Source organism: Streptomyces sp. NPDC048196, assembly GCF_040652715.1.
Classification (GTDB): domain Bacteria; phylum Actinomycetota; class Actinomycetes; order Streptomycetales; family Streptomycetaceae; genus Streptomyces; species Streptomyces siderophoricus.
The window spans coordinates 13454-35397 of sequence record NZ_JBEZMM010000067.1 but is presented as its reverse complement, the minus strand read 5'-3'; the positions used below and the strand labels follow the sequence as shown (position 1 = coordinate 35397).

Genomic DNA, 21944 nt, shown 5'->3' with positions numbered 1-21944 from the left:
CGCCGGTCAGCGGGAATACCGCCCCTCGCCTGCCGAGTTGTGGCCCCGCAGGGGGCCCTCGCGACCCCTACGGGATCTGTTCGACCATCCCCTACGGGTACCCAAGGCCCCTTGCAGCCTCAACGCCCAGCCCCACTCACCTTCTTCCCCTCCCCCAACGGGAGGGGACGGGCCGGAGGGCCGGTGTTTGGGACGTAAAGCGACAGCAGTCCCAAACACCGGCCCCGCAGGCCCGTCACCGCACCCAACACAAACCCAGCCCGCCGCAGGCGCAACGGCCAGATGCCCCGCGGCGCAGCAGACAGGTACGTGCGGTGCGCCGTAAAGCGCAACGGCGAGACGACCCGCGGCGGGGAAGACAAGTACGTACGCGGCGCCGCAAAGCGCAACGGCCAGACGCCCCGCGGCGGGACGGCCAACTACGTGGGGGGAATTAGCAAAGCACCACAGCCCCCTCCGCCGCCGATCGTTTCGCGGCCTCCAGGACGCGGAGGGTGGCCGCGGCCTCCGTGGCGGTGACCGGGGGGTCGCCGCCGCCGCGCAGGGCGTGGGCGATCGCGGTGTAGTACGCGGGGTAGTCACCCGGCAGGGTCGGTACGGGGTCGCCGCCGCCCATGCGGGGGGAGGCCCCGGCGCCGAGCCGGCCCCAGCAGGCCTTCGGTTCCACGCCCCACTCGATGCCCTCGTCGCCGGGGCGGCGGCCCTCGCGGAGGGCGGCCTCCTGGGGGTCGAGGCCGTGCTTGGTGTAGCCCGCCTTGCTGCCCAGTACCCGGAAGCGGGGGCCCAGCAGGGCGGCGGTGGCGCTCACCCAGAGATGGGAGCGGACGCCGCCGGCGTGGGTGAGGGCGATGAACGTGTCGTCGTCGGCCTCGGCGCCCGGGCGGCGGACGTCGGATTCGGCGTAGACGGAGACGACCGGCCCGAAGAGGGTCAGCGCCTGGTCGACGAGGTGGCTGCCGAGGTCGTAGAGGAGTCCGCCGATCTCGGCGGGGTCACCGGATTCGCGCCAGCCGCCCTTGGGGGTCGGGCGCCAGCGCTCGAAGCGGGACTCGAAGCGCTGGACGTCGCCGAGGGCGCCCTCCTCGACGAGTTTGCGGACGGTGCGGAAGTCGTTGTCCCAGCGGCGGTTCTGGAAGACGGAGAGCAGCAGGCCGCGGTCGGCGGCGAGCGCGGCGAGCTTGTCGGCCTCGGCGGCCGTGGCGGCCAGCGGTTTGTCGACGACCACCGGCAGTCCGGCCTCCAACGCCGCGGTGGCGAGCGGCACATGGGTCTTGTTGGGCGACGCCACGACGATCAGGTCCAGCTCGGCGGCGCGGTCGAGGACCGCCTCGGCGGTGGGGACCGTCCGCACCTGCGGATGCTCGGCGCGGGCCTGCGCCTGCCGCTCCGGGCTGCTGGTGGAGACGGTGTCGAGCAGCAGTCCGTCGGTGGCCGCGATCAGCGGGGCGTGGAAGACGGAGCCGGCCAGGCCGTAGCCGAGCAGGCCGACCCGCAGGGGTGCGCCAGGGGAGTCGCCGTTCCGCTGCGGTGCGCCGATCGGGCTCTTGTCGCTCGTCTCACTCATACCCACCACTTAAGCAACGCTGTTGCTTAAGTGCAAGCGTTGTCCGACAATGGGGGCGTGACCAGCAACGATTTCCCGCCTTTCGGCGGCGTCGCCGATGCTGCGGGCGCCAACCTCCCCGCGCTGCGCGGGCACAACACCGCACTGGTGCTGGGCCTGCTGCGGGCGGCCGGGGAAGCGGGGGTCAGCCGGCTGGAGCTCGCCGCGCGGACCGGGCTGACCCCGCAGGCCGTCAGCAAGATCACCGCGCGGCTGCGCACCGAGGGCCTGGCCGCCGAGGCCGGCCGCCGCGCCTCGACGGGCGGCAAACCCGCCACCGTCCTGCGGCTGGTCCCCGGCGCCCGGCATGCCCTCGGCCTGCATCTGGACCGCGACGAGCTCACCGCCGTCCGCGTCGACCTCGCCGGCCGCGCGGTCGCTGTCCGGCACGCCCCGCTCGCCTTCGCCGCGGGTGCGGAGCAGGTGCTCGGTACGGTCGAACGGGAGGTCGCGGCGCTGCTGGCCGAGGCTGCGGGGCCGCCGGTCCTGGGCGTGGGGGTGGCCTGCCCGGGCCCGCTGGATCACACGGCGGGCGTGCTGCACCGCGTCACCGGCGCTCCCGAGTGGGACGGCTTCCCGCTGCGGGACGTCCTCGCCGCGCGGTTCGGCCTGCCCGCCGTGCTCGACAAGGACACCAACGCCGCGGCGCTCGGGCTGGCTCAGGGCATGCCCGCGGGTGCGGGCTCGTTCGGCTATCTGCACCTGGGCACCGGCCTCGGCGCCGGGCTCGTGCTGGGCGGCAGCCTCTACCGTGGCCCGCGCACCGGCGCCGGCGAATTCGGCCACCAGATCGTGCAGTTGGACGGCCCGCTCTGTAGTTGCGGGCAGCGGGGCTGTATAGAGGCGCTGTGTCTGGCGGCGGTCGCCCGCGGTGATCTCCCGGGGGCGGCGCGGGCGCTGGGCGTGGGCGCGGCCAATCTCGTCGAACTCCTCGACATCGACCGGGTCCTGCTCGGCGGGCGCACCGTGCTCGACCACCCCGAGGAGTTCCTGGGCGGGGTGTCCCGGGCGCTCGCCGCCCAGGCCCGCACCCGCGGCAGTGCCGGCCCCGGCGCCCGTACCGCGGTGTCCGTGGCGCTCGCCCCCGGCGGCGCCCGCACGGTCGCCGACGGCGCGGCGGAGTTGGTCCTCGCCCCGCTCTTCGGCGGCCACCGGCCCGTACGGCAAACCGGTCAGGCGGAATGACGGGACGGGCAGGCCGCGAGGGGAGGAGGAAGAGGCGCCGATTCTCCCCCCGAAGTCCCTACGGCGTGTGGCAGACCGCCTCGATGTTGTGGCCGTCGGGATCGCGGACGAACGCCCCGTAGTAGGCGTCGTGGTACTCCGGCCACACCCGCGGCGCGTGCAGCGACTCCGCGCCGGCCGCCACCGCCGCGGCGTGGAACGCATCGACCGCCGCCCGGTCCGGCGCGCTGAACGCCAGATGGAGTTCGCGGCCCGGGCCCTCGTCCGTGGCCGGGACGAGCCAGAGCGTGTGGCCCGTCGTGCCGAAGCAGCGGAACTCCCCGAACTCCTTCGTCCGTACGCCGCCGAGCGGGGCGAGCACCTGGTCGTAGAAGGCGGCGCTGGCCGCCACGTCCGTCACCTGGACCGCTATGTGATCGAGCATGCGTCCAGCGTGCCGGAGGCCGGGCCGGCTGTCTCCGGGATTTCCGCGGCCGCGCCGTCCTCATCAAGGCGCTGCACGACTTCGGCGGCCAGGGCCCGGCCATGAGGTTCCTCGGCAGGCTGCAGGCCAACAACGTCGGCCCGTCCTCCTCCACCGGCCGGCTCGCCCCCAAGACGGACAAGGGCGAACTCCTGGTCGCCAACGGGGACGTCCAGATGAACTACGCCAACACCAAGTCGATGCCGGACCAGGCATTCTTCTTCCCCGCCGCCGGGCCCGGCGCCCGGCCCACCACCTTCGCCCTCCCGTACGCCGCCGGCCTGGTCGAGCACGCCCCGCACACCGCCAACGCCAAGAAGTTCCTCGACCACCTGCTCTCCTCCGAGGTCCAGCAGGAGGTCTCCGCGGTCGGCGGCGGCTTCACCGCCCGCAAGGACGTCAGGCCCACCGACGCCCACGCCAAGGCCCTCGCCGCCCTCATGAAGGACGTCGAGGTCTTCCAGCCCGACTGGAAGGACGGAAGGACATCGACAAGAACCTGGACTCGTAGGTGGACGCCTGGAGGACGGCAACCGGAAGCTGACCGGGGGGCGAGGGCGGGCCGGGGCAGGCCGGGCCCGGGTGACGAGGGGCCAGCCGCCCGGGGCCGGGTGACGGGGGTGGGCCCCCGCCGCCGGTGTGACCCGCCGCCGGTGTGACCCGCCGCCGTGACGCGGAGGGCCACGCCGCCACCCCTGGTCACGGCGCGGCGGGCTCAGACCAGGTCGACGATGTCCGCGATCGAGTCCACCACATTGGTCGGGCGGTACGGGTAGTGATCGATGTCGCCACGGCTCGTCAGCCCCGTCAGCACCAGGAAGGTCTCCATCCCGGCCTCCAGCCCCGCCAGCACATCGGTGTCCATACGGTCGCCGATCATGGCGGAGGACTCGGAGTGGGCACCGATGGCGTTCAACGCGCTGCGCATCATCAGGGGGTTGGGCTTCCCGACGAAGTACGGATCCTTGCCCGTCGCCTTGGTGATCAGCGCCGCCACCGATCCGGTCGCCGGCAGGGCACCCGCGGGGGAGGGGCCGGTGTTGTCGGGATTCGTGGCGATGAAACGAGCGCCGTCATTGATCAGCCGGATCGCCTTGGTCAGCGCCTCGAAGGAATACGTCCGCGTTTCGCCCAGAATCACGAAATCCGGGTTCAGGTCCGTCATGACATAACCGGCGTCGTGCAGCGCGGTGGTCAGCCCCGCCTCGCCGATGACGTACGCCGTACCGCCCGGATGCTGGTTGTCCAGGAACGTGGCGGTCGCCAGAGCGGAAGTCCAGATGTTCTCGGCCGGCACTTCCAGCCCGATCCGGTTCAGCCGGGCGTGCAGATCGCGCGCGGTGTAGATGGAATTGTTGGTGAGCACCAGGAAGGGCCGGCCGGAATCGCGCAGCTTCTTGATGAAGCGATCGGCCCCCGGCACGGGAACGCCCTCGTGCATCAGGACGCCGTCCATGTCGGTGAGCCAGGATTCGATGGGCTTACGCTCGGTCATGGTCCTACCGTACGAGCAGCTCCGGCCGGTACGCCATCACGAGGAGATGACTGATGGGCGGCCGGGAGGAGGCCTGATGGGCGCCGGGTAGAGGTCCTGTGGGCGGCCGGGGAGATGACTAGGGACGGCGGGGGCGGGGACTTCGGGGCGCCTTGGGGTGGCAGGGGACTTGGGCTCGCCCTGGAGGTGCCGGGGGACTTGAGCTCGCCCTGGAGGTCCCGGAGGGGCGGGGCCTTCGGCTCGCCCTAGGGGACGGTCGAACAGATCCCGTAAGGGTCGCGAGCGCCCCCTCGGGGGCCAGAACGGGGCGGGGGCGAGGGATATTCCCAGCCGGCGGTAGCCGGCTCGCGCCGAACGGACGGCCGACTCAGGGATAACCGGTGCACGCCCGGTCGTCGGTCTGGATGCTCACGCAGGCACGGCCGGAGGCAGAGGGGATGCCGCCGATGAGCGCATCCCGCCTCCGTGAGGCGACCCGCCACCCGAACGGCGCAGCTTCGGGCCGCACCGGATGCGGGCGGGCCCGTAGGGGCGGACCTTCAAAGGCATCGGAGGTTCACCATGGGCTCACCGCAACTCGCTCTCTGCGCCGCGGTCGCGGCCGCCGCGGTGACGATGGCGCCGGCGTACGCGGCGGACCCGTACGGCGCCCGGACCGACACGGTCTCCGTCACCCGCCCCTCGGCCGCCCACGGCGGCGCGCCACCCGCGCCCGCCACCCGACTCGCGCCCGCCCGGCTCGTGCCGGCCCGACTCGCGCCCGCCCGGCTCGCAGCCGCCGTGTCCGGGCCGGCACCGTTCCGCCCGACCCCGTACGCCGCCCCGCGCCGCGAGCTGAGCAGCACCTCGGCCGTCGGTCTGGTGCTGGCCGGCGGCGCCGTTTTGGTCATCGCGGGCCAGTTGCTGCGGCTCCGGCTGCGGCTACGCCGCGAACGTCAGGGCGAGGCGGATGAGGGCTGAGGAGAAGCGCCGGCTGCCGAGGGTCCCCGGGCTGCCGAGGCTCCCGGGGTGGACGTGGGGCCCCGGGCGGCCGAGGGTCCCCGGGCGGACAAGGACCCCCGGGCGGACAAAGACGAAGAGGCCTGCGCGGACGAGGCGCCACTGGCGGACAAAGGCGCCCGCGCGGACGAGGCATCGCGGTCGGACAAAGACGCCTGCGCGGACGAGGCGCCACGGGCCGACAAAGGTGCCCGCGTGGACGAAGGCTCCTGCGCGGAGGAGGCGTCCCGCGCGGATCAGGGATCCCGCGCGGACGAGGGATCCCCGGCGGGTAAGGAGCCGGCCGTGACCACCGGGCACGGCCGCCCCGGACAGCTGCTGGCCGGAGTGGCCTGGGCGGTCCTGCTGCTGGGACTGTGGCTGTGGGGCCGCGACCTGTCCGGCGGCACGGCCGCCCCGCTCACCACGACCGGTGATGTCGCCGCCGTCGGCCGCCCGTTGGGCCGCCAGGCACCCCTGCACACCCACGCCCACGCCCACGCCCCGGTCCCGGCCCCCGCCACCGTACGGCCGAGCCGGCTTGCCGCACTGGGGATGTCCGACGTGGCGATCCGGTGGTACGCCCGGGGGCCGCAGCCGGGGGAGCCGGGCGCCGCGCTGCTCACCCTGCGGGGCGGGAGCGGTAGCCCGGAGGCAACCAGTGGCCGGGACGGCGTGACCGGCGGTCGGGGCGGCCCGACCGGGGGCCGCCGTCCGTCGCTCGGCGGGCTCACACCGGGGGAGCGGATCGACGTCCTGCGCTCCGACGGGAGTACGGTCCGGTTCACCGTCGAGGACGTCCAGCGCTACGACCGGGCCCGCTTCGACGCCCGTACGGCCTACGCCGCCCACGACCCCGGCCGCGCCGAACTACGGCTGACCGGCGAGGCCCCCGACGGCAGGGGCGTGGCAGTGATCTCGGCCTACCTGACGGGCTATCAACCAGCCGGCGCACCCCGCCACTGACGCGCTACGCCACTGCCTACGCCGTGCCTACGCCCCGCCGCGGCAGGGCCTGTGGACAGGTTGTCCACAGGCCGACTTCGACGGGGTTGCGGTGTGCCACGATGGCTTCGGCCGGCGGACATTTGCCGGTCTTGTGTCGGTCGCACGCCGGCGTCCTCCGTCCGTTCCATCTTCTTCAGCCTGTCCGTTCCATCCGTTCCATCCGTTCCATCCGGTCCATCTATTTCATCCGTTCCATCTGTTCTGTTCGTTTCATGTGTTCCGTGCTCCGAGGGGGGAGAGGATGTACGGCAAACTGCGGCGGTCCGCCGCGAAAGGGGTGGCGCCGCTCGTGGCGGTGATGCTGCTGCTCGCGGGCTGCTCGTCGTCCGGCAGTGGCGGCGGTGACGTCTCCGTGCCCGGCCGGCCCGGCCAGCGCCCGCGGTCCGTGACGCCGTACTGGGTCAACCCGGACAGTACGGCCGCCCGTCAGGTGTCCGCCTACGGCAAGGAAGGCAAGGCCGGTGACGCCCGACTGGTCGCCCGGATCGCCAGGCAGCCGGTCGCCGAATGGATAGGCGTCGACAACCCGCAGGGCCAGGCCCGCGGCTTCACCGAGGCAGCCGACCGGGCCGGACGTGAGGCGCTGCTGGTCCTCTACAACATCCCGCACCGCGACTGCGGCCGCTACTCCCGCGGCGGCGCCGCCGACGGCAACGCGTACCGCGCCTGGCTGGACGGCGTCGTCAAGGGCATCGGCGACCGCGCCGCGACGGTCGTCCTGGAGCCGGACGCGCTGCCGCACCTCGCGGACGGATGCACTCCGGCGCAGTTCCAGGAGGAGCGGTACGCCCTGCTGACGGAGGCGGTCGGCAAGCTCAAGGCGCTGCCGCACACCACGGTCTATCTGGACGCCGGCAATCCGCACTGGATCAAGGACCCGGGCCGGATGGCCGAGCCCCTCAAGCGGGCCGGTATCGACCGCGCCGACGGCTTCGCGCTGAACATTTCCAACTACCAGACCACCAAGGAGAACAGCGCCTACGGCAAACGCCTCTCCGCCCTCGTCGGCGGCAAGCACTTCGTCATCGACACCAGCCGCAACGGCAACGGCCCGGCCCCGGGCGGCGACGACCGGGAGAGCTGGTGCAACCCACCCGGCCGCGCCCTGGGCACCCCGCCCACCACCCGGACCGGCGACCCCCTGATATCCGGCTACCTCTGGATCAAGCGCCCCGGCGAGTCCGACGGCACCTGCAAGGGCGGCCCGAAGGCGGGCGCCTGGTGGCCGTCCTACGCCCTCGAACTCGCCCGCAATGCCGGCAACGCCCACACTGCCCACACCGCCCGCAGCCCCCGCTGACACGATCGCCGCGCCGGCCCGGGGGCCGTGTGAACGGGCCCCGCGGAGCGGTACCTCAACTCACTTCTCTCCGACCCGCTCAACTCCCTCGACCCGGCCGGGACCGTTCCGACCCGGACCAGGGCCCCCTCGCCCCAGCCCGGGCCCCCTCGCCCCAGCCCGGGCCCCCTCGCCCCAGCCCGGGCCCCCCTCAACCCAGCCCGGGCCCCCTCAACCCAGCTCGGGCCCCCTCAACCCAGCTCGGGCCCCCTCCGACCCAGCTCGGGCCCCCTCGACCTGGCCCGGGATCCCTCCGACCTGGCCCAGGGTCCCTCCGACCCGGCCCAGGGTCCCGCCAACCCGGTTCAACTCCCTCCCACCGGAGGGACCTTCACCCACACCGCCTTCGACGGGGTGCCCGCCCGGTCGACCGCGTTCAGCATGTACCACCCGGGCGGCACCAGCGACGGGTCCGACGGCAGCGTCACCGTCACCCCGCCGCCCCCCTTGGTCACGCGGAAGTCCAGCGCGACCGAACGCTGTTCGACGTTGGTGACATGGGTGAACGACCCGGGACGGATCAGCCGCATCTTCCTGATCGCCGAGGCGTGCGGGGCGCGGTAGGTGGCCGTACCGCCGAGCCGGACCGTCCGGGGTGCGGGACCGGTGTCCACCAGCTGGGGGCGCGAGGACCGGAAGAGGTACGGCGGTGTGTAGAGGTCGATCTGCTGCTGGAAGACGCCCGGCCGGGTGTTGTCCTTGTCGCCGTAGAGGGAGTCGGAGCCGAAGGTCATCACCCGGCCGTCCGGCAGCAGCAGCGCACCGGAGTGGTAGTTGCGGCCCACCAGCGGGTCGGCCACCGGCCGGGCGGTGCCGGCGGCCGGGTCGTACAGCTCCGCCTTGAGGACGTTGGAGTCGCTGCGCCCTCGGTAGTCACCCGAGCCGTTGGTGGTGAGCACGGTGTCGTCGGGCAGGATCACGCTGCTCGGGTAGCGGGCCTTGGCGTACAGCCGCGGCCCGTCCCGGAAGCGCGGTGCGGTCTCGTGCAGGTCGACGATCCGGGTCCGGTCCGTGGACCGCGGGTCCTCGCCGACGCCGCCGCCGCCCAGCACCATGTACCGCTGGTCCTGGGCGGGCGGCAGCAGCACCGACATCGACGTCTCCAGCAGGTCCGGGTCGCTCATCCCGGGCACCGGCCGGAAGGAGTTCGACCGCAGGTCCCAGATCCCGGGCGTCCGGCCGACGTTGTCGGGGCCGTAACCGGCGTTGGAGCCCGTGTAGAAGATCCGGCCCCGGTCGGTGAGGAAGAGCGCCGGATAGGTGGGGAAGAAGCGCGGCTGCGGCAGGTAGTGCCACTTCTTCGTCGCCGGGTCGTAGATCTCCTGCTTGCCGGGCACGACCTGCCCGATCTCGTCCAGTCCGGAGACGGACAGCACCGTGCCGTCCTGCAGTGTGGTCAGCGTCGGGTACCAGCGGGCCTCGTTCATCGGGTCGACGCGGAGGTAGCGCTCGGCCACCGGGTCGAACTCGAAGGCGTCCTTGATGCCCTGGAAGTCCTTCTTGTCGAAGGAGAGTTTCTGCGCGATGCCGTAGAAGTTGCGGGCATCGGGGCCGGTCAGGCCGTGGATGCGGTAGTTGTCCTGGGCGCCGGTGGCGTACTTCCGGCCGTTCTTGAGGGCCTCGACGTAGATCCGCGCCTCGCTGTGGGTCACGGTCACCCGGCCGGTCGCCGGGTCCTTGGTCTTCTTCGCCCGCGGCACGACCACCGGGTCCTTGGACGCGAAGGTCTTGCCGTTCTCCCGGCCGGTGAAGAGCGTGCCGGCCGGGAACGTCCGGGGCCCGTCCGGGTCCTCGTTGTAGACGATCATGAGCCCGCCGGCCTTCTTCACGTCGCCCTTCAGCTTCTCGTAGCGCTGGGTGCCGCCCGCCACCAGCAGTTTGCCGTCCGGCAGCTGGGTGTGCCCGGAGCAGAAGAGGTCCTTGGGCGTGGGAATGTTGGTGAAGGTGTTCTTCACGGGGTCCCACAGGACAGTGCGGAACGACTTGGCGCGGAAGTTCGCGGCGTTGTTGCCGGAGCCGGCGACCAGCAGCACCTTGCCGGTGTGCAGCAGGGCCGCATGGATGGTGTTGATGCGGTACGCGGCGGGGACGTCGACGACGTCCCAGTGGCCGTTCACCGCCTTGTACCCGGGCTGATTGATCTTGTACTGGTGGTACTCCTCCGAGGCGAAGCCGTAGAGAACCGGCCCGTTCACCCCGGCCAGCGCGAGCACCACCGCCGTCGCGATCGTCAGTCGACGCAGGCGACGGCTCGGACGGTACTTCATGACTGACGTCCCCCAAGAGCGGTCTGCAGGGTCTCACCGGAGTGAGCGGTGGGCTGGATCTGTGCGGTGCCGTCGGAGCCGTCGGTGCCGTCGGTGTGGTGGGCGCGGTCGGTGGGGTCGACGGTGTCGGCGTGGTCGGTGTGGTCGATATGGCCGGCGCGTTCGCTGTATTCGCTCTGTCCGCTGTGTCCGCCGTGTCCGCCGTGTCCGCCGTGTCCGTCGTACGGGGCGGTCTGCCGGGGGTCGGCGGGCGAGCTGGCGGTGTAGCGGGGAAGGGCGTAGGACGCGCGCCCGCCGGCTGCCTCGGCCTGCAGCCGCTTCCGCTGCCGTTGTCGTTGCCGCTTCTCCCTGCGTACGGACAGCCGCCAGGCGACGATCGGCGCGATCGCGATCAGCATCGCCAGCACGGCCCAGACGATCATCGCCGGATGGCTGTGCCCCAGGACGAACGAGGCCACCAGCGAACCCCCGAAGACGACCAGGAAGAACAGATGCACCCGGAACGTCCCCAGCAGCGTGTCCGGGCTCGACGCATCGCCCTTCGGCGTCACCACGAACCGGCTGCTGCGGCGCAGCACCGCATCGCACAGCGCCCGCGCGTAGATCGGCGCCGACAGGGCCGACATCACCATCCCGGCCACCCCGCCCGACCCCTCCGGCTCGTGCGGCGAGACGTTGTGCCGCCGGTTCCACACGTACAGCCCGATCTGCAGCGCCGACGCGTTGCCGTACAACATCAGCCAGACGGTCGGATCGATGTTGACGCCCGAGGCGCCCAACCCCAGGAACAACGAACAACTCAGCGCCGCCAGCAGCCAGTTCAGTGCCGACATCGGATAGAAGATGACCATCAGGGTGTAGTTGAAGAGCCGTCCCGGGGACAGCGTGAGCGGTGCCTTCCAGAACTGCTTGAGGAGCGTCTCGTACGTCCCGCGTGACCAGCGCAGCTGCTGGGTGAAGAAGTCCGTCCAGGCGGTGGGCCCCTCACCGACGGCGAGCACGTCCGGGGTGTAGACGGACTTCCACTTCCGCCCCGTCGCCGGGTTCTTGGCGCGGTGCATCTCGAAGCCGGTGGCCATGTCCTCGGTGATCGAGTCGTACAGCCCGCCGATCTGCCGCAACGCACTGATGCGTACGGCGTTGGAGGTGCCGACGAACATCGGCGCGCCGTAACGGTTCCCGGCCCGCTGGATCAGCGCGTGGAAGAGGAACTGCTGCGATTCGGCGGCCTTGGTGACGAAGCCGTCGTAGTTCCCGTACACCTGCGGGCCGATGACGAACCCGACGTCCGGGTCGCGGAAGAAGCCCAGCATCCGCTCCAGGTAGTTGGGCAGCGGCACATGGTCGGTGTCGACGGACGCGAAGAAGTCGTAGTCGTCGCCGTGCGCCTGCAGCCAGGCGTTGTAGTTGCCGTGCTTGGTTCTGGCGCGATGTGGTCCCTTGGCCTGATTCCACTCCGGGATGCCCTTACGGGTGAAGTGGCGCACCCCCAGCCGCCGGCAGACCTCCTTGACCTCGGGGTCGTCCCCCTCGTCCAGCAGCCAGACGTGCACCGGCCCGCGGTGCCGCACCCGGACCGCCGCCTCCAGCGTCCTCGTCACCATGGCCAGCGGTTCCTTGCCGGGCACGAAGGAGGTGAGGAAGGCGACCCGGGTGCCGCTCTCGGGCACGACCGGCACGGGGTCGCGGGCGACGAGCGTGGCGTGCGCGTTGGAGAGCACGTTCATGCAGCGGAAGAACTCGATCAGCCCGATCGAAACCAGCATCACGGAGTCCAGCGCCGGCAGGAAGGCGTGCGCCGGATAGTCGCGATGCGTCCAGTGCCCGGGCTGCAGCAGCCACGTCAGCAACCCCAGCGAGAGCAACGGCGCGGCCCCCAGCAACAACGCCGCACGCACCCGGTGCGGTTCCCCGGCGAGCAGCGACCGATAACGCACCCGGTACGGGCGCCCCGGCTCGGGCTGCGTCAACGGCCCGGCCAGCCGGCTGTGGTGCTCGTAGTCATAACGCGGCAGCGCCTCCTGCGAACTGCGCCGTTGCTGCCGCTGGCGCTGTTGTTGCTGCTGTCGTTGCTGGCGCTGTTTTTTCTGCCGCTCCTTTTGCCGACCGTGCTGCCGGTCCTGTTGCGGCTCGTGCTGCCGCTGCTGCACCTGCTGCGGGTGGTGCCTCTGCGGTGGTTGCTGCCGCCGCAGGCGCGGCCGGGCGGTGATGGGCGGCGGTGGGGGGATGGGGGGTGAGTGGTGCGGGTGAGTGTCTGTGCGCGCGTGGTGCGGAGGTGTGGGGTGGGAAGGGGTGGGGTGAGGAGGCGGATGGTGTGGGGGCGCGCCTCGTGGAGGTGAGTGGTGTGGAGGTGTGGGGTGGGGAGGCGCGCCTTGTGGAGGTGCATGGTGCAGAGGTGTGTCCGGCGGAGGTGTGGGGTGCGGAAGCGTGGTGTGTGGAGGCGCCTGGTGCGTAGGCGCGCCCTGTGGAGGCGCGTCGCGCGAAAGTGCGGCGCGTGAAGGGGTGTTGTGTGGAGGCGCACCGTGTGCAGGCGCACGGTCTGGAGGCGCACCGTCTGGAGGCGCACTGTGTGGAGGCGAGTCGTACGGCGGCGGATCGTACGGCGGCGGATCGTGGGCCGGCGGCCCGTCATCGTGTGGAAGCGGATTGTCCGGGTCCGGACCGCGCGAATGCTGCGGCCGGACGTCGTCAGGCGGCGACGTCATGAGTCCATCCCCCCGCACGCAGCGCATGCTGCGTGCCGTATCTCCTGATGGCCCGATTCCCCGGTCCCCCTCGACCGACTCGGGCTCGTTGATGTCGGGCCGCCGCGCCGGCGGGCAGCGGCGGCCGTTTCCGGCGGTGTGACGGGCGCCCCCGGCCGCTCTTCCGAGCCACGGGTTCCCCGGCGTCCACATCACGCCAGCCGACGTATCCCTTAGTCCCCAACTCCCTTGAACCCAGCCACTTTTCGGCCGAGTTCCCAGGTCAGGTTCCCGAACCGGATCCCTTGATCGCAAGACGGTCCAAGGGGGATACGGGCAAGGCTGTGCCATGCGGGACGGTGTATGGCGGAGCGCACATCGCCCGAGCCCGTAACCGCCCGAAAATGCCCACATGGCGCCCTCTTTTGACGGGGTGGCCGATACTCCGCTGCTGGCGAGTGGCGAACGTACGCGGCCGACCCACCATGCCCGGCCCGTCCGGATCACCGCACGGCGTGCGTATGAGCTGGCACTCGACGGGGCGCGCACACCACATGCGGAGGCACCGGCCCGAGCCGGCGCATGAACGAACACCGGCGGCGCACGACCGGGCGGCGGTGGCGTACGGCCGGGCGGCGGTGGCGTACGGCCGGGCGGCGGTGGCGTACGGCCGGAGGGTGGTGGCGTACGGCCGGAGGGGGTGGCGTACGGCCGGAGGGTGGTCGCCTACGACCGGAGGGGGTGACGCGCGAAGGGGCGAGTGCGGTGCGCAAAGGGACGACCGCGGCACGCCGGACGCAACGGTTACACCAGCCCGAGCCGCGCCTCCCGTCGCCGTACCCAAGATGCTTCACGGCTCGCATCCCACCGCCGGCCGGATCGCCCGCACCGGCCTTGTCAGCAAGGAGCGGCCCGTCGTCGCCGCACACCACGTCGAACGCGCAGGCAGCGTCAGCCGCTCCGCGCCCAAAGCCGACTACACCGTCAGACGACTACGCCATCCGCCTCCCCGCACCCGAGGGCGGCCGAGGTGTCCCCCGCCACCTTCCGTGCGGGGCCCGGGCATCCCGTCTCCTGGGATGCCCGGGAGGCCTTGCTCGTCGCCTACGCGCCAGCGCGACCCGAGTGGGGCGCGGTCGGCGCCGTACGCCGCTCCGACATCGAGGCCCAGCTCGCCGGCCGCGCCCTGCCCGCCAGCAGTACCTGACCCGCGGCGACCTGCGGAAGATCACCACCCCATCTGCGATCGCCACCGCGGCCATGGTCGGGGGAACCGGCACGGCGATCACCGGGCCGCCGCGCCGGGCCCACCGGGTGGACGAGAGTCGGGTCACCCTCCCGGCCGACTTCCAGAGCAGCCAGCCCTCGGTGCCCATGCAGCCAGCCCTCGGTGCCCATGACCGGCGGCACGGCGCGGCGGGGTGAGGCTTAGGGGTGGAGAGCTACGGGGTCGGCCGCGGTGTGCAGGTCGGGGCGGGCGGCCATGGGAAGGGGGAAAGGGGAAAGTGCCCGGCGACCGGAGCCAGGGCGAAGCTGAGGACTTCGTGGCCGATGAGGACCGGCAGCTTCCCGGACGCATTCCCGGAGCCGAGGCCCACCGGATCGCCTTGGCCGGCCCGCTCGCAGCAGCCACTGGCCGGGCACGGCGCCGGTCGGCGTGCTGCTCTGCGTGATCCTTTCGGTGGTCGCCGTCGGAGCGCTGCTCCTCCCGGTGGACGACGGCGGCGGGTCTGGCGCGCCCCGGCGGGCGCCCTCGCCCCGCTCGTCCTCTGGATGTTGTCGGGAGTGAAGATCACCCCGACCGCGCGCCTGATAGCCCGACCCACAGCCCACAGTCCAGTCCCGGCCGATAGCTCACAGCCCAGTCCGGTCCACCGCCCACAGCGCATGACCCACGGCCCCCACCCCACAGCCCACAGCGCATGATCTACGGCCCACACCCGCGTACCGCGGAGGGCATGACTGAGGACATGACTGAGGCCCCCCGCCATTGGCGAGGGGCCTCAGTCTTACAGTGCGCCGCCAGGGACTCGAACCCCGGACCCGCTGATTAAGAGTCAGCTGCTCTAACCAACTGAGCTAGCGGCGCCTGCTGACGTGAAGAACTCTACACGACCTCGGGCGGTGCTCCGTACCCCGGACAGCCCAGCTCACGCACCCCACGCATGTGATCCCGGCCACTCCAGCCTGTGCTCGCCGCACCGCAGCCCCTCCCCCCGGCCGGCACTCCCCGCCACCAACCCACCCGAAGCGTCCGACGCCCACCCCCCGGTCGCCCTCCGCCGCCCCCAGCCGCTCTCACCGCTCCGACCGCGCACATCCCGCCACCCCACGGGCCGAAAGTCCCCGCATCTTGGGACCTTCGACTCCCGAGCCACCCGATTTGCTCGGTGAAGATCGAGTTCACCGATCCCATGGCCGTAGCGCAGCAGTTGCCCCGTCAACATGCGATATGTCCTGGCGATTGAGAGGCTGCAGCCGAGAGCCAAGGCGAACGGATCGAGCACAAGAAGAGGGAGGCGGCCATGGCGTCCGTCACTCCTCCTTCGCATCCCGCAACCCCACCCTCCACAGCAACGTCTGCCAGGACGCGCGCCCCGGACCGGGCACCCGGGACTCGCCCCTCTGTCGGAAAGGTTGATCGTCGTGGTGTCGACAGCCAAACGCACCCTCGAGATGCGGCTCCTCCTCGGACCGGACGAAGCAGTTCCGGTGGCCGGCCGGTTCAGCTACCGCAGCGACCGCCCGTACGAGGTCGAGGTGGCCTTCATCAGCCGCGGCCGCACGGTCGCCACCTGGGTCTTCGCCCGCGACCTGCTGCTGGTCGGGCTGTACGACGAGGCCGGTGAGGGCGACGTAAGGGTGTGGCCGTTCCGCCGGCCGGGCGAGCAGCGTCGGGTGCACATCGAGCTGACCACCGACGACAGCGTCTGCGAGCTGACGGTGCGCGCCGCGGAGCTCACCGCCTGGCTGGAGCAGACCGCGGCGATCGTCCCACCCGGCGACGAGAGCCGCTATCTCGACATGGACATGCACCTGGCCCGGCTGCTCACGGGGAAAAGCTAGGGAGGGCTGAAAGGCTGATGGGGGAGACGACGATCAGGACCACGGCGGCGGTAACGGGAGCGGGAGCGGCAACGGCGCGGGGGAGCGATGACCCGGGGACGCCGGCAGCGGCCCGGACAGATGCAGTTGCGCGGACGAGGGCAGCGGTGCGGACGGATGCAGCTGCTGTTGTCGGTGTGGGGGCAGCGGCTGAGGCTGCGACGGTGACGGCGGCGATCCCGGGGGCGCAAGTGACACCTGAGACGGCCGTGACGGCAGCTTCCGGTGCGGACGGGACGGCGGCTGCTCGGCCGGTGGCGACTCCGGGTACGGCCGAGACGGGAGTGGCCCCGAAGGCAGCGGAGACGGGAGCGGCCCTGAGGACAGCGGAGACGGTAGCGGCCCTGAGGGCTGCGGAGACGGGGGCGATGTCGGTTCCCGCCAAGACAGGATCGGGTCCCGCCGAGGCAGGATCGGGTGCCGCCAAGACGGGACCGGGTGCCGCCAAGAAGGGACCGGGTCCCGCCAGGGCAGGATCGGGTGCCGCCAGGGCAGGAACGGCTGGGAGTGCGGCTGCCGGGACGGGGGTGACGCCCGGGCAGGCCGAGGCGCCAGCCACCCACGTGCCAACAGCACCCCCCAACCCACCCGGATGCAGCGGCGCGGGCATCTCCGCCACCGCCACCGCCACCGCCGTCGCCGTCGCCGACGATGCCGCCCCGGCTACCCCTGCCGACGCCACCACCGCAGCCGACCATGCGGCCCCCGCTACCCCCGCCGACGCCACCGGCACTGACCCCCGGCCCTCCCCCCGCTCCGTACCGGCGGCACGGCGCGGTACGGAAGCGGACCCGTCGACCGGCGGCGCTGGTGGCACGGGAAGCACCGGCGGCCAGGCCCAGCAGAGCGCGGGCCACGACCCCCGCGTACACGGATTCCTGCCCGAGCGGCCACCGGTCCGTTCCATGATCGGAACGTGGAGCCGACTGGACGCCATGGCACGTTCCGCCGCGACCGCACCCGACCGCGAGACCGCCGTCGCACTCGTCAAACGCGCCCATCGAGACGACGTGTTGTCCGCCCTGCGGCAGCGGGTCTCCCGACTCTCGCCGCGCAATGCGGAAGCCGCGGCCATGCGCATCGCCGTGATCGCGGTGGCGTGCGGCTGGTGCGGACTGGACCCGCAGGCGCCGGCCGCACGCGAGGTCGCCGACGAGGCGTTCCTCGAACTGTGGGCGGCCATCGCACACCGCATCGACCACGACCAGTTCGTCGCCCTGCCCACCCTCGCCCTCCACAACTGGGCCCCCGAACGCAAGCCCCGCCGCCACATCCCCATCGACCAACTGGCCCGCACCGAACAGCTCGTGCCCATCGTGCGCTGGGCCCCCGAAGGGCAACCGCTCAGCCGCCTGGACCGGCTGATGCTCGCCGCCACCCGCCTGGAGGCACACGGGATCTGGCTGCTGCGGCTCGCCGAGACCCTCGCGGGCCGTTCGCCCGACGACTCCTCCACGCCGACCGCCCTCCGTCGCCTGGTCCGGGTCCAGCACGCACTGCGCGCCCAACTCCACGCGGAGGCCGCCAACCTGGCGGCCGCGCCGGCCACTCCGCAGCAACGCGCGGTGCTCGGTGCGCTCGTCGAACAGGGTGCCCTGGAGCCGCCCGTACTCCAGGCCGCCGACGCGGTACTCGGCATCGGCGGCCGCCGCATGGGGGAGGGCCGCCGCCAACTCCTGCGCCGCCACCTCCCGGCCCAACACCGCGCCTGGCTCAGTGCGATGGACCGCCACTGCGCGCCCGTACGCACCCTCGCCCACCGCGGCGGCCCCGACGCCGCCGTCTACCGCGAGGCCCAGGAATCCCTCATCGCCCTACGCCGCACCTACACCGCCCTGGTCCACACCGCCGCCCGCCCCACCACCCCCCTCCCCACAGCCGCCTAACCCGCCCCTCCCTCAACCCGCCCGCCCCCGTCCCCCAACCTCCCCCTCGGCTGGTGCCGGCCCGTTTCCCCGTACCTCCCCTCCGGCTCGTCATGCCCCCCTGTCCCCGAACCTCTCCCTGGGCTCGTCCTGGTCTCTGCCCCCGAGCCTCCTCCTGGGCTCTTCCCGACCCTCGGTCCCCGCATCTCCCTCTCGGCGCGTCCTGGCTCCTGTGCCCGGCCCTCCCCCTGGGCTCGCCCCGGCCCCTCGGTCCCAGTACCTCCTTTTCGGCTCGTTCTGCCCCCGGTCCCCGACTTTCCCCTCGGCGCGTCCCGGCGCATCCCCGAGCCTCCCCCTCGGCTTGTCCCCGCCCCGCCCCCCGCCCCCGCCTTCCGTCCCCCGGCCCTCCGCCACCCGCCCTCCGCCCCCCGCCCTCCCCCCCCGCCCCTCCCCATCCCACGACCTGCACATCGCTCTGGATATTCATCTGGACATTGGTCTGGTAGCGCCGTCGCTCTGGTGACCGCGTCGAGCCAGACACCACGCCGATTGACAGCCGCGTCGATCGGACAGCCGCGTCGCCGGCACCGCGCCGGTTCGCTACTTGAGCCGATCCGCCGCCTGCGCTGTCTCCGAGCCCCTGCATCGACCCGGCACCCGCGGACGGTCCGCTGCCCGAGCCGATCCGCCGCCTGCGCCGTCTCCGAAGCCCATAGAGACCCGCTGCCCACATCGATCCGGTTACCGCCCACCCCCGTCACCCGCCCCGATCCGGTCATCCGCCCCCGACCCGGTTACCCATACCGCCCCAGTGAGAGGTCTCCATCCGACGGCGACCCGCGCCCCAATGACCGTTGACCGTCGCCATCCGATCAGCGCTCCGATCCGATGACCGCCCGGATTCAGTCATGGCATTGGTCTGGACATGCCTAACCCCCTTAATTAGTCTGCGACTTGGTCTAGACCGCACGGCACTTCACTCAGCTCATGGAACTCCCCCCACGTTCTTCAGGAGCGAAGCATGCGTAAAAAGATCAGTGCTGCCGTCATCGGGCTCGGGGTCGTCGGTGTCTCGTTGTTCTCGACGGGCAGCGCGTCCAGCCACGGCTACAGCGATGCACCCCCGAGTCGGCAGGCGCTCTGTGCCAACGGCACCGTCAAGGACTGCGGCGCGATTCAGTACGAGCCGCAGAGTGTCGAGGGGCCCAAGGGCTTCCCCGCCGCAGGTCCTGCGGACGGCAAGATCTGCTCAGCGGGTCACGACAACTTCGCGCAGCTCGACGATCCTCGTGGTGGCAAGTGGCCCGGCACCAAGCTCACTCCGGGGCAGGGTTACACCTTCACCTGGCGGCTCACCGCGCGGCACGCCACCACGGACTTCGAGTACTTCATCACCAAGGACAGCTACGACCCCACCAAGCCCCTCACCCGCGCGGACCTCGAACCCGAGCCGTTCATGACGGTCCCCATGGGCGGCACACGGCCCGGGGAGACCGTCCAGCATCAGGGCACGATCCCCACGCAGAAGTCGGGCCGCCATATCATCCTGGGGGTCTGGAACATCGCCGACACCGGCAATGCCTTCTACGCCTGCTCGGACGTCGACCTGTCCTGAGCTGCCTCTCCTCCTGACCGGCTGGCATTTCTGACCTCCTCCTCTGTCCCCTCTCATCTCTCCCCTTTGCTTTGGGCGTTCCTGCCCTTGACGCCTCCCCGACTTCCCCCGGGGAGGCGTTAATTACGTTACGGAGGCGAGGGGTTGGTGGCGTCACACCACGGGTTGGTTGTGAGGGGTGTGTGGGTTGGTACCACGGGTTGAGTCCGGTCGAGGGGAGGGAGGGGCGTAGGCCGTCTGTATGGGTCGCGCCGGCCGGTAGAGGGGGTGGGAAGCTGACGGTACGTCAGTTACAGTCCGGCGGCATGACGGCGGCCAAAGGCAAGGCAAAAGACAAGGCCAAGGACGAGAGCAAGAGCAAGAGCAAGAGCAAGAGTGCGGTCAAGGGTACGAGCGCGGCCAACAGCAAGAGCAACGGCAAAAGCAACAGCAAGAGCAACGGCACGGTCAAAGGCATGATCGTGGGCGAGGACAAGGACAAGGGCAAGGGCGAGGACGCGAGCGGCAGGAAGGGGCGCGCGGAGGGCGGTTGCGGCGGTCGCGGCGGTCGCGGTGCGGGGACCGTTGCCGAGTTGGTGCAGGGGCAGTGGGGGGATCAGCGGGTCGGGGTGCGGTGCGGGGGGCGGAGGCTGACGCACCACGAGTTGGCGGGGGGTGCCGCGGCGCGGGCCGCGTTGCTGGGGGAGCTGTTGCCGCGCGGGGCGGAACCGCATATCGGTGTGCTGCTCGACAACGTCCTCGAGTATCCGCTGTGGCTGAGCGCGGCGGCCCTCGCCGGAGCCGCCGTGGCCGGGATCAACCCCACGCGACGCGGCCCGGAGCTCATGCGCGACATCCGGCACACCGACTGCGCGTTGCTGATCACCGAACGTGCCTACATGCCGTTGCTCGCCGGACTGGATCTCGGCATTCCGTTCTCCGAGCGGGTTCTGATCGTCGACGACCCCGCCTATGAGGAGCTGCTGCGCCCGTATGAAGGAGCCTCGCCCATGGAGACCCTCGCGGTGGCGGGGCGGAGGGGCGTGGAGCCGGGGACGCGGATGCTGCTCTACTTCACGTCCGGTTCCACCGGCGCGCCCAAGGCCGCCCTCTGCACCCAGGGACGGCTGGCCGCCGCCGGCCGTTCGCTCGTCGGTTTCCTCGGAGTGCGGCCGGACGACGTGCACTACCTCTGCATGCCGATGTTCCACGGCAACGCCGTGATCGCCGGCTGGGCCCCCGCGCTGTCCGGCGGCGCGGGCGTCGCGCTGCGCCGCCGCTTCTCGGCCTCCGCGTTCCTCCCCGACGTACGCCGCTACCGCGCCACGTACTTCACCTACGTGGGGCGCGCCGTGCAGTATCTGCTCGCCACCCCGCCCGCCCCCGACGACCGTGATCACCCGCTGCGTACCGGGTTCGGCACCGAGGCGGGTGCGGTCGACGTCGCCCGGTTCGCGGAGCGGTTCGGCGTGCGCCTGATAGAGGGGTACGGCTCCTCCGAGGGCGGCGCGGCGATCCAGCGCACCCCGGACACTCCGCCCGGCGCCATCGGCCGGCCCGCCCCCGGCGACGACCTCGCAGTCGTCGACCCGGAGACCGGCGCGGAACTCCCACGCGCCCGGCTCGACGCGGCCGGCCGGCTGCTCAACGGGGAGGAGGCGATCGGCGAGCTGGTCAACCGGGGCCGCAGCTCCTTCGAGGGGTACTGGCGCAATCCCGAGGCGACCGCGGACCGCATACGCGGCCGGTCGACGGGTGGGCGGGTCGGGGCGGGCTGGTACTGGACCGGTGACCTCTTCTTCCGGGACACCGAGGGGTTCTTCCACTTCGCCGGGCGGACCGACGACCGGTTGCGGGTCGACAGCGAGAACCTGGCCGCCGCGATGATCGAGAACATCCTCGCCCGCTACGCGCCGGCCACCGGGGTCGCGGTGTACGCCGTGCCCGACCCGGTGGCCGGCGACCAGGTGATGGCGGCCCTCTCGCTGCGCGAAGGGACCGGATTCGACCGTGAGGACTTCGCGGCCTTCCTCGCCGCGCAACCCGACCTCGGGACGAAGATGGCGCCCCGGTTCCTACGGACGGTGGCAGCGCTCCCGGTCACCGCCACGAACAAGGTCCACCGGGTCGCGCTGCGCCGCGCCGGCTTCCGCTGCCCGGACCCGGTGTGGTGGAGGCCGATGGGGCGGAGCGCAAGAAGGGAGGGCGCGGCCGGGCGGGGAGACCTGGGCCACCTGGGATACCGGAGGTTTACGGCGGAGGACCGGGACGCGCTGCTGGACGTCTACCGCGAGCACGACCGGCTGGCATTGCTGGAACGGTGACCGGACGGGATGCCCCTCGGGCCGCAGGGCGCGG

Annotated in this window: 14 protein-coding genes, 1 tRNA gene and 1 pseudogene; 10 read left to right on the top strand and 6 right to left on the bottom strand. The window is 72.0% G+C overall.

All coding sequences use genetic code 11. The annotated features are described in order from the left end of the window. Positions 1 to 433 precede the first annotated feature (433 nt). The gene (locus tag AB0E02_RS35560) at positions 434 to 1564 is read right to left on the bottom strand and encodes a Gfo/Idh/MocA family oxidoreductase (RefSeq protein WP_362147660.1); all 1131 of its coding nucleotides are present in this window, start codon (positions 1562 to 1564) and stop codon (positions 434 to 436) included. A 57-nt stretch (positions 1565 to 1621) separates the two neighbouring features. On the opposite strand from AB0E02_RS35560, the gene AB0E02_RS35555 reads away from it, so the two are divergent. Beyond that, positions 1622 to 2788, top strand: a complete 1167-nt coding sequence (locus AB0E02_RS35555; protein WP_362147657.1) for an ROK family transcriptional regulator — start codon at positions 1622 to 1624, stop codon at positions 2786 to 2788. A 58-nt stretch (positions 2789 to 2846) separates the two neighbouring features. On the opposite strand, the gene AB0E02_RS35550 is transcribed toward AB0E02_RS35555, so the two are convergent. After that, positions 2847 to 3212, bottom strand: coding sequence for a VOC family protein (locus AB0E02_RS35550; RefSeq protein WP_362147654.1), 366 nt, complete (start codon positions 3210 to 3212; stop codon positions 2847 to 2849). Between the two features lie 53 nt (positions 3213 to 3265). On the opposite strand from AB0E02_RS35550, the pseudogene AB0E02_RS35545 reads away from it, so the two are divergent. Then, a pseudogene (locus tag AB0E02_RS35545) lies at positions 3266 to 3762 on the top strand (extracellular solute-binding protein); the annotation flags it as partial. Positions 3763 to 3966: 204 nt separating this feature from the next. Here the strand turns inward: AB0E02_RS35545 and AB0E02_RS35540 are convergent. Further along, complete coding sequence (locus AB0E02_RS35540) at positions 3967 to 4746, bottom strand: HAD-IIA family hydrolase (protein ID WP_362147652.1); 780 nt, start codon at positions 4744 to 4746, stop codon at positions 3967 to 3969. Between the two features lie 561 nt (positions 4747 to 5307). Here AB0E02_RS35540 and AB0E02_RS35535 point away from each other — a divergent pair. From AB0E02_RS35535 to AB0E02_RS35525, 3 genes are all read left to right on the top strand, one after another. Then, positions 5308 to 5706 carry a hypothetical protein gene (locus tag AB0E02_RS35535; RefSeq protein ID WP_362147649.1) on the top strand — a complete coding sequence of 133 codons (399 nt, stop codon included), beginning with the start codon at positions 5308 to 5310 and terminating at the stop codon, positions 5704 to 5706. A 324-nt stretch (positions 5707 to 6030) separates the two neighbouring features. After that, positions 6031 to 6690: a class F sortase gene (locus tag AB0E02_RS35530; RefSeq protein ID WP_362147646.1), complete on the top strand. Its 660-nt coding sequence runs from the start codon at positions 6031 to 6033 to the stop codon at positions 6688 to 6690. A 283-nt stretch (positions 6691 to 6973) separates the two neighbouring features. Beyond that, positions 6974 to 8032: a glycoside hydrolase family 6 protein gene (locus AB0E02_RS35525; protein WP_362147643.1), complete on the top strand. Its 1059-nt coding sequence runs from the start codon at positions 6974 to 6976 to the stop codon at positions 8030 to 8032. Positions 8033 to 8376: 344 nt separating this feature from the next. Here the strand turns inward: AB0E02_RS35525 and AB0E02_RS35520 are convergent, their stop codons facing one another. Both AB0E02_RS35520 and AB0E02_RS35515 read right to left on the bottom strand, forming a co-directional pair. Next, on the bottom strand, positions 8377 to 10338 hold the full coding sequence (locus AB0E02_RS35520) for a kelch motif-containing protein (RefSeq protein ID WP_362147640.1): 1962 nt from the start codon (positions 10336 to 10338) through the stop codon (positions 8377 to 8379). Then, the gene (locus AB0E02_RS35515; protein WP_362147666.1) at positions 10335 to 12353 is read right to left on the bottom strand and encodes a glycosyltransferase family 2 protein; all 2019 of its coding nucleotides are present in this window, start codon (positions 12351 to 12353) and stop codon (positions 10335 to 10337) included. The genes AB0E02_RS35520 and AB0E02_RS35515 overlap by 4 nt, the downstream gene beginning before the upstream one ends. Before the next feature lie 1699 nt (positions 12354 to 14052). Here AB0E02_RS35515 and AB0E02_RS35510 point away from each other — a divergent pair. Then, complete coding sequence (locus tag AB0E02_RS35510) at positions 14053 to 14229, top strand: hypothetical protein (protein ID WP_362147638.1); 177 nt, start codon at positions 14053 to 14055, stop codon at positions 14227 to 14229. A gap of 808 nt (positions 14230 to 15037) precedes the next feature. Here AB0E02_RS35510 and AB0E02_RS35505 read toward each other — a convergent pair. Further along, positions 15038 to 15111 (bottom strand) — tRNA-Lys (locus AB0E02_RS35505). Between the two features lie 560 nt (positions 15112 to 15671). Here AB0E02_RS35505 and AB0E02_RS35500 point away from each other — a divergent pair. The 4 genes from AB0E02_RS35500 to AB0E02_RS35485 all read left to right on the top strand — a co-directional run bounded on the left by AB0E02_RS35500 (position 15672) and on the right by AB0E02_RS35485 (position 21910). After that, positions 15672 to 16088 carry an SsgA family sporulation/cell division regulator gene (locus tag AB0E02_RS35500; protein WP_362147636.1) on the top strand — a complete coding sequence of 139 codons (417 nt, stop codon included), beginning with the start codon at positions 15672 to 15674 and terminating at the stop codon, positions 16086 to 16088. Positions 16089 to 16690: 602 nt separating this feature from the next. Continuing rightward, positions 16691 to 18013 carry a hypothetical protein gene (locus AB0E02_RS35495; RefSeq protein WP_362147633.1) on the top strand — a complete coding sequence of 441 codons (1323 nt, stop codon included), beginning with the start codon at positions 16691 to 16693 and terminating at the stop codon, positions 18011 to 18013. Between the two features lie 1000 nt (positions 18014 to 19013). Then, a complete protein-coding gene (locus tag AB0E02_RS35490; RefSeq protein ID WP_362147630.1) occupies positions 19014 to 19607 on the top strand; it encodes a lytic polysaccharide monooxygenase auxiliary activity family 9 protein in 594 nt (197 codons plus the stop codon). A 305-nt stretch (positions 19608 to 19912) separates the two neighbouring features. Then, complete coding sequence (locus AB0E02_RS35485; protein ID WP_362147627.1) at positions 19913 to 21910, top strand: AMP-binding protein; 1998 nt, start codon at positions 19913 to 19915, stop codon at positions 21908 to 21910. Positions 21911 to 21944: the final 34 nt, after the last annotated feature.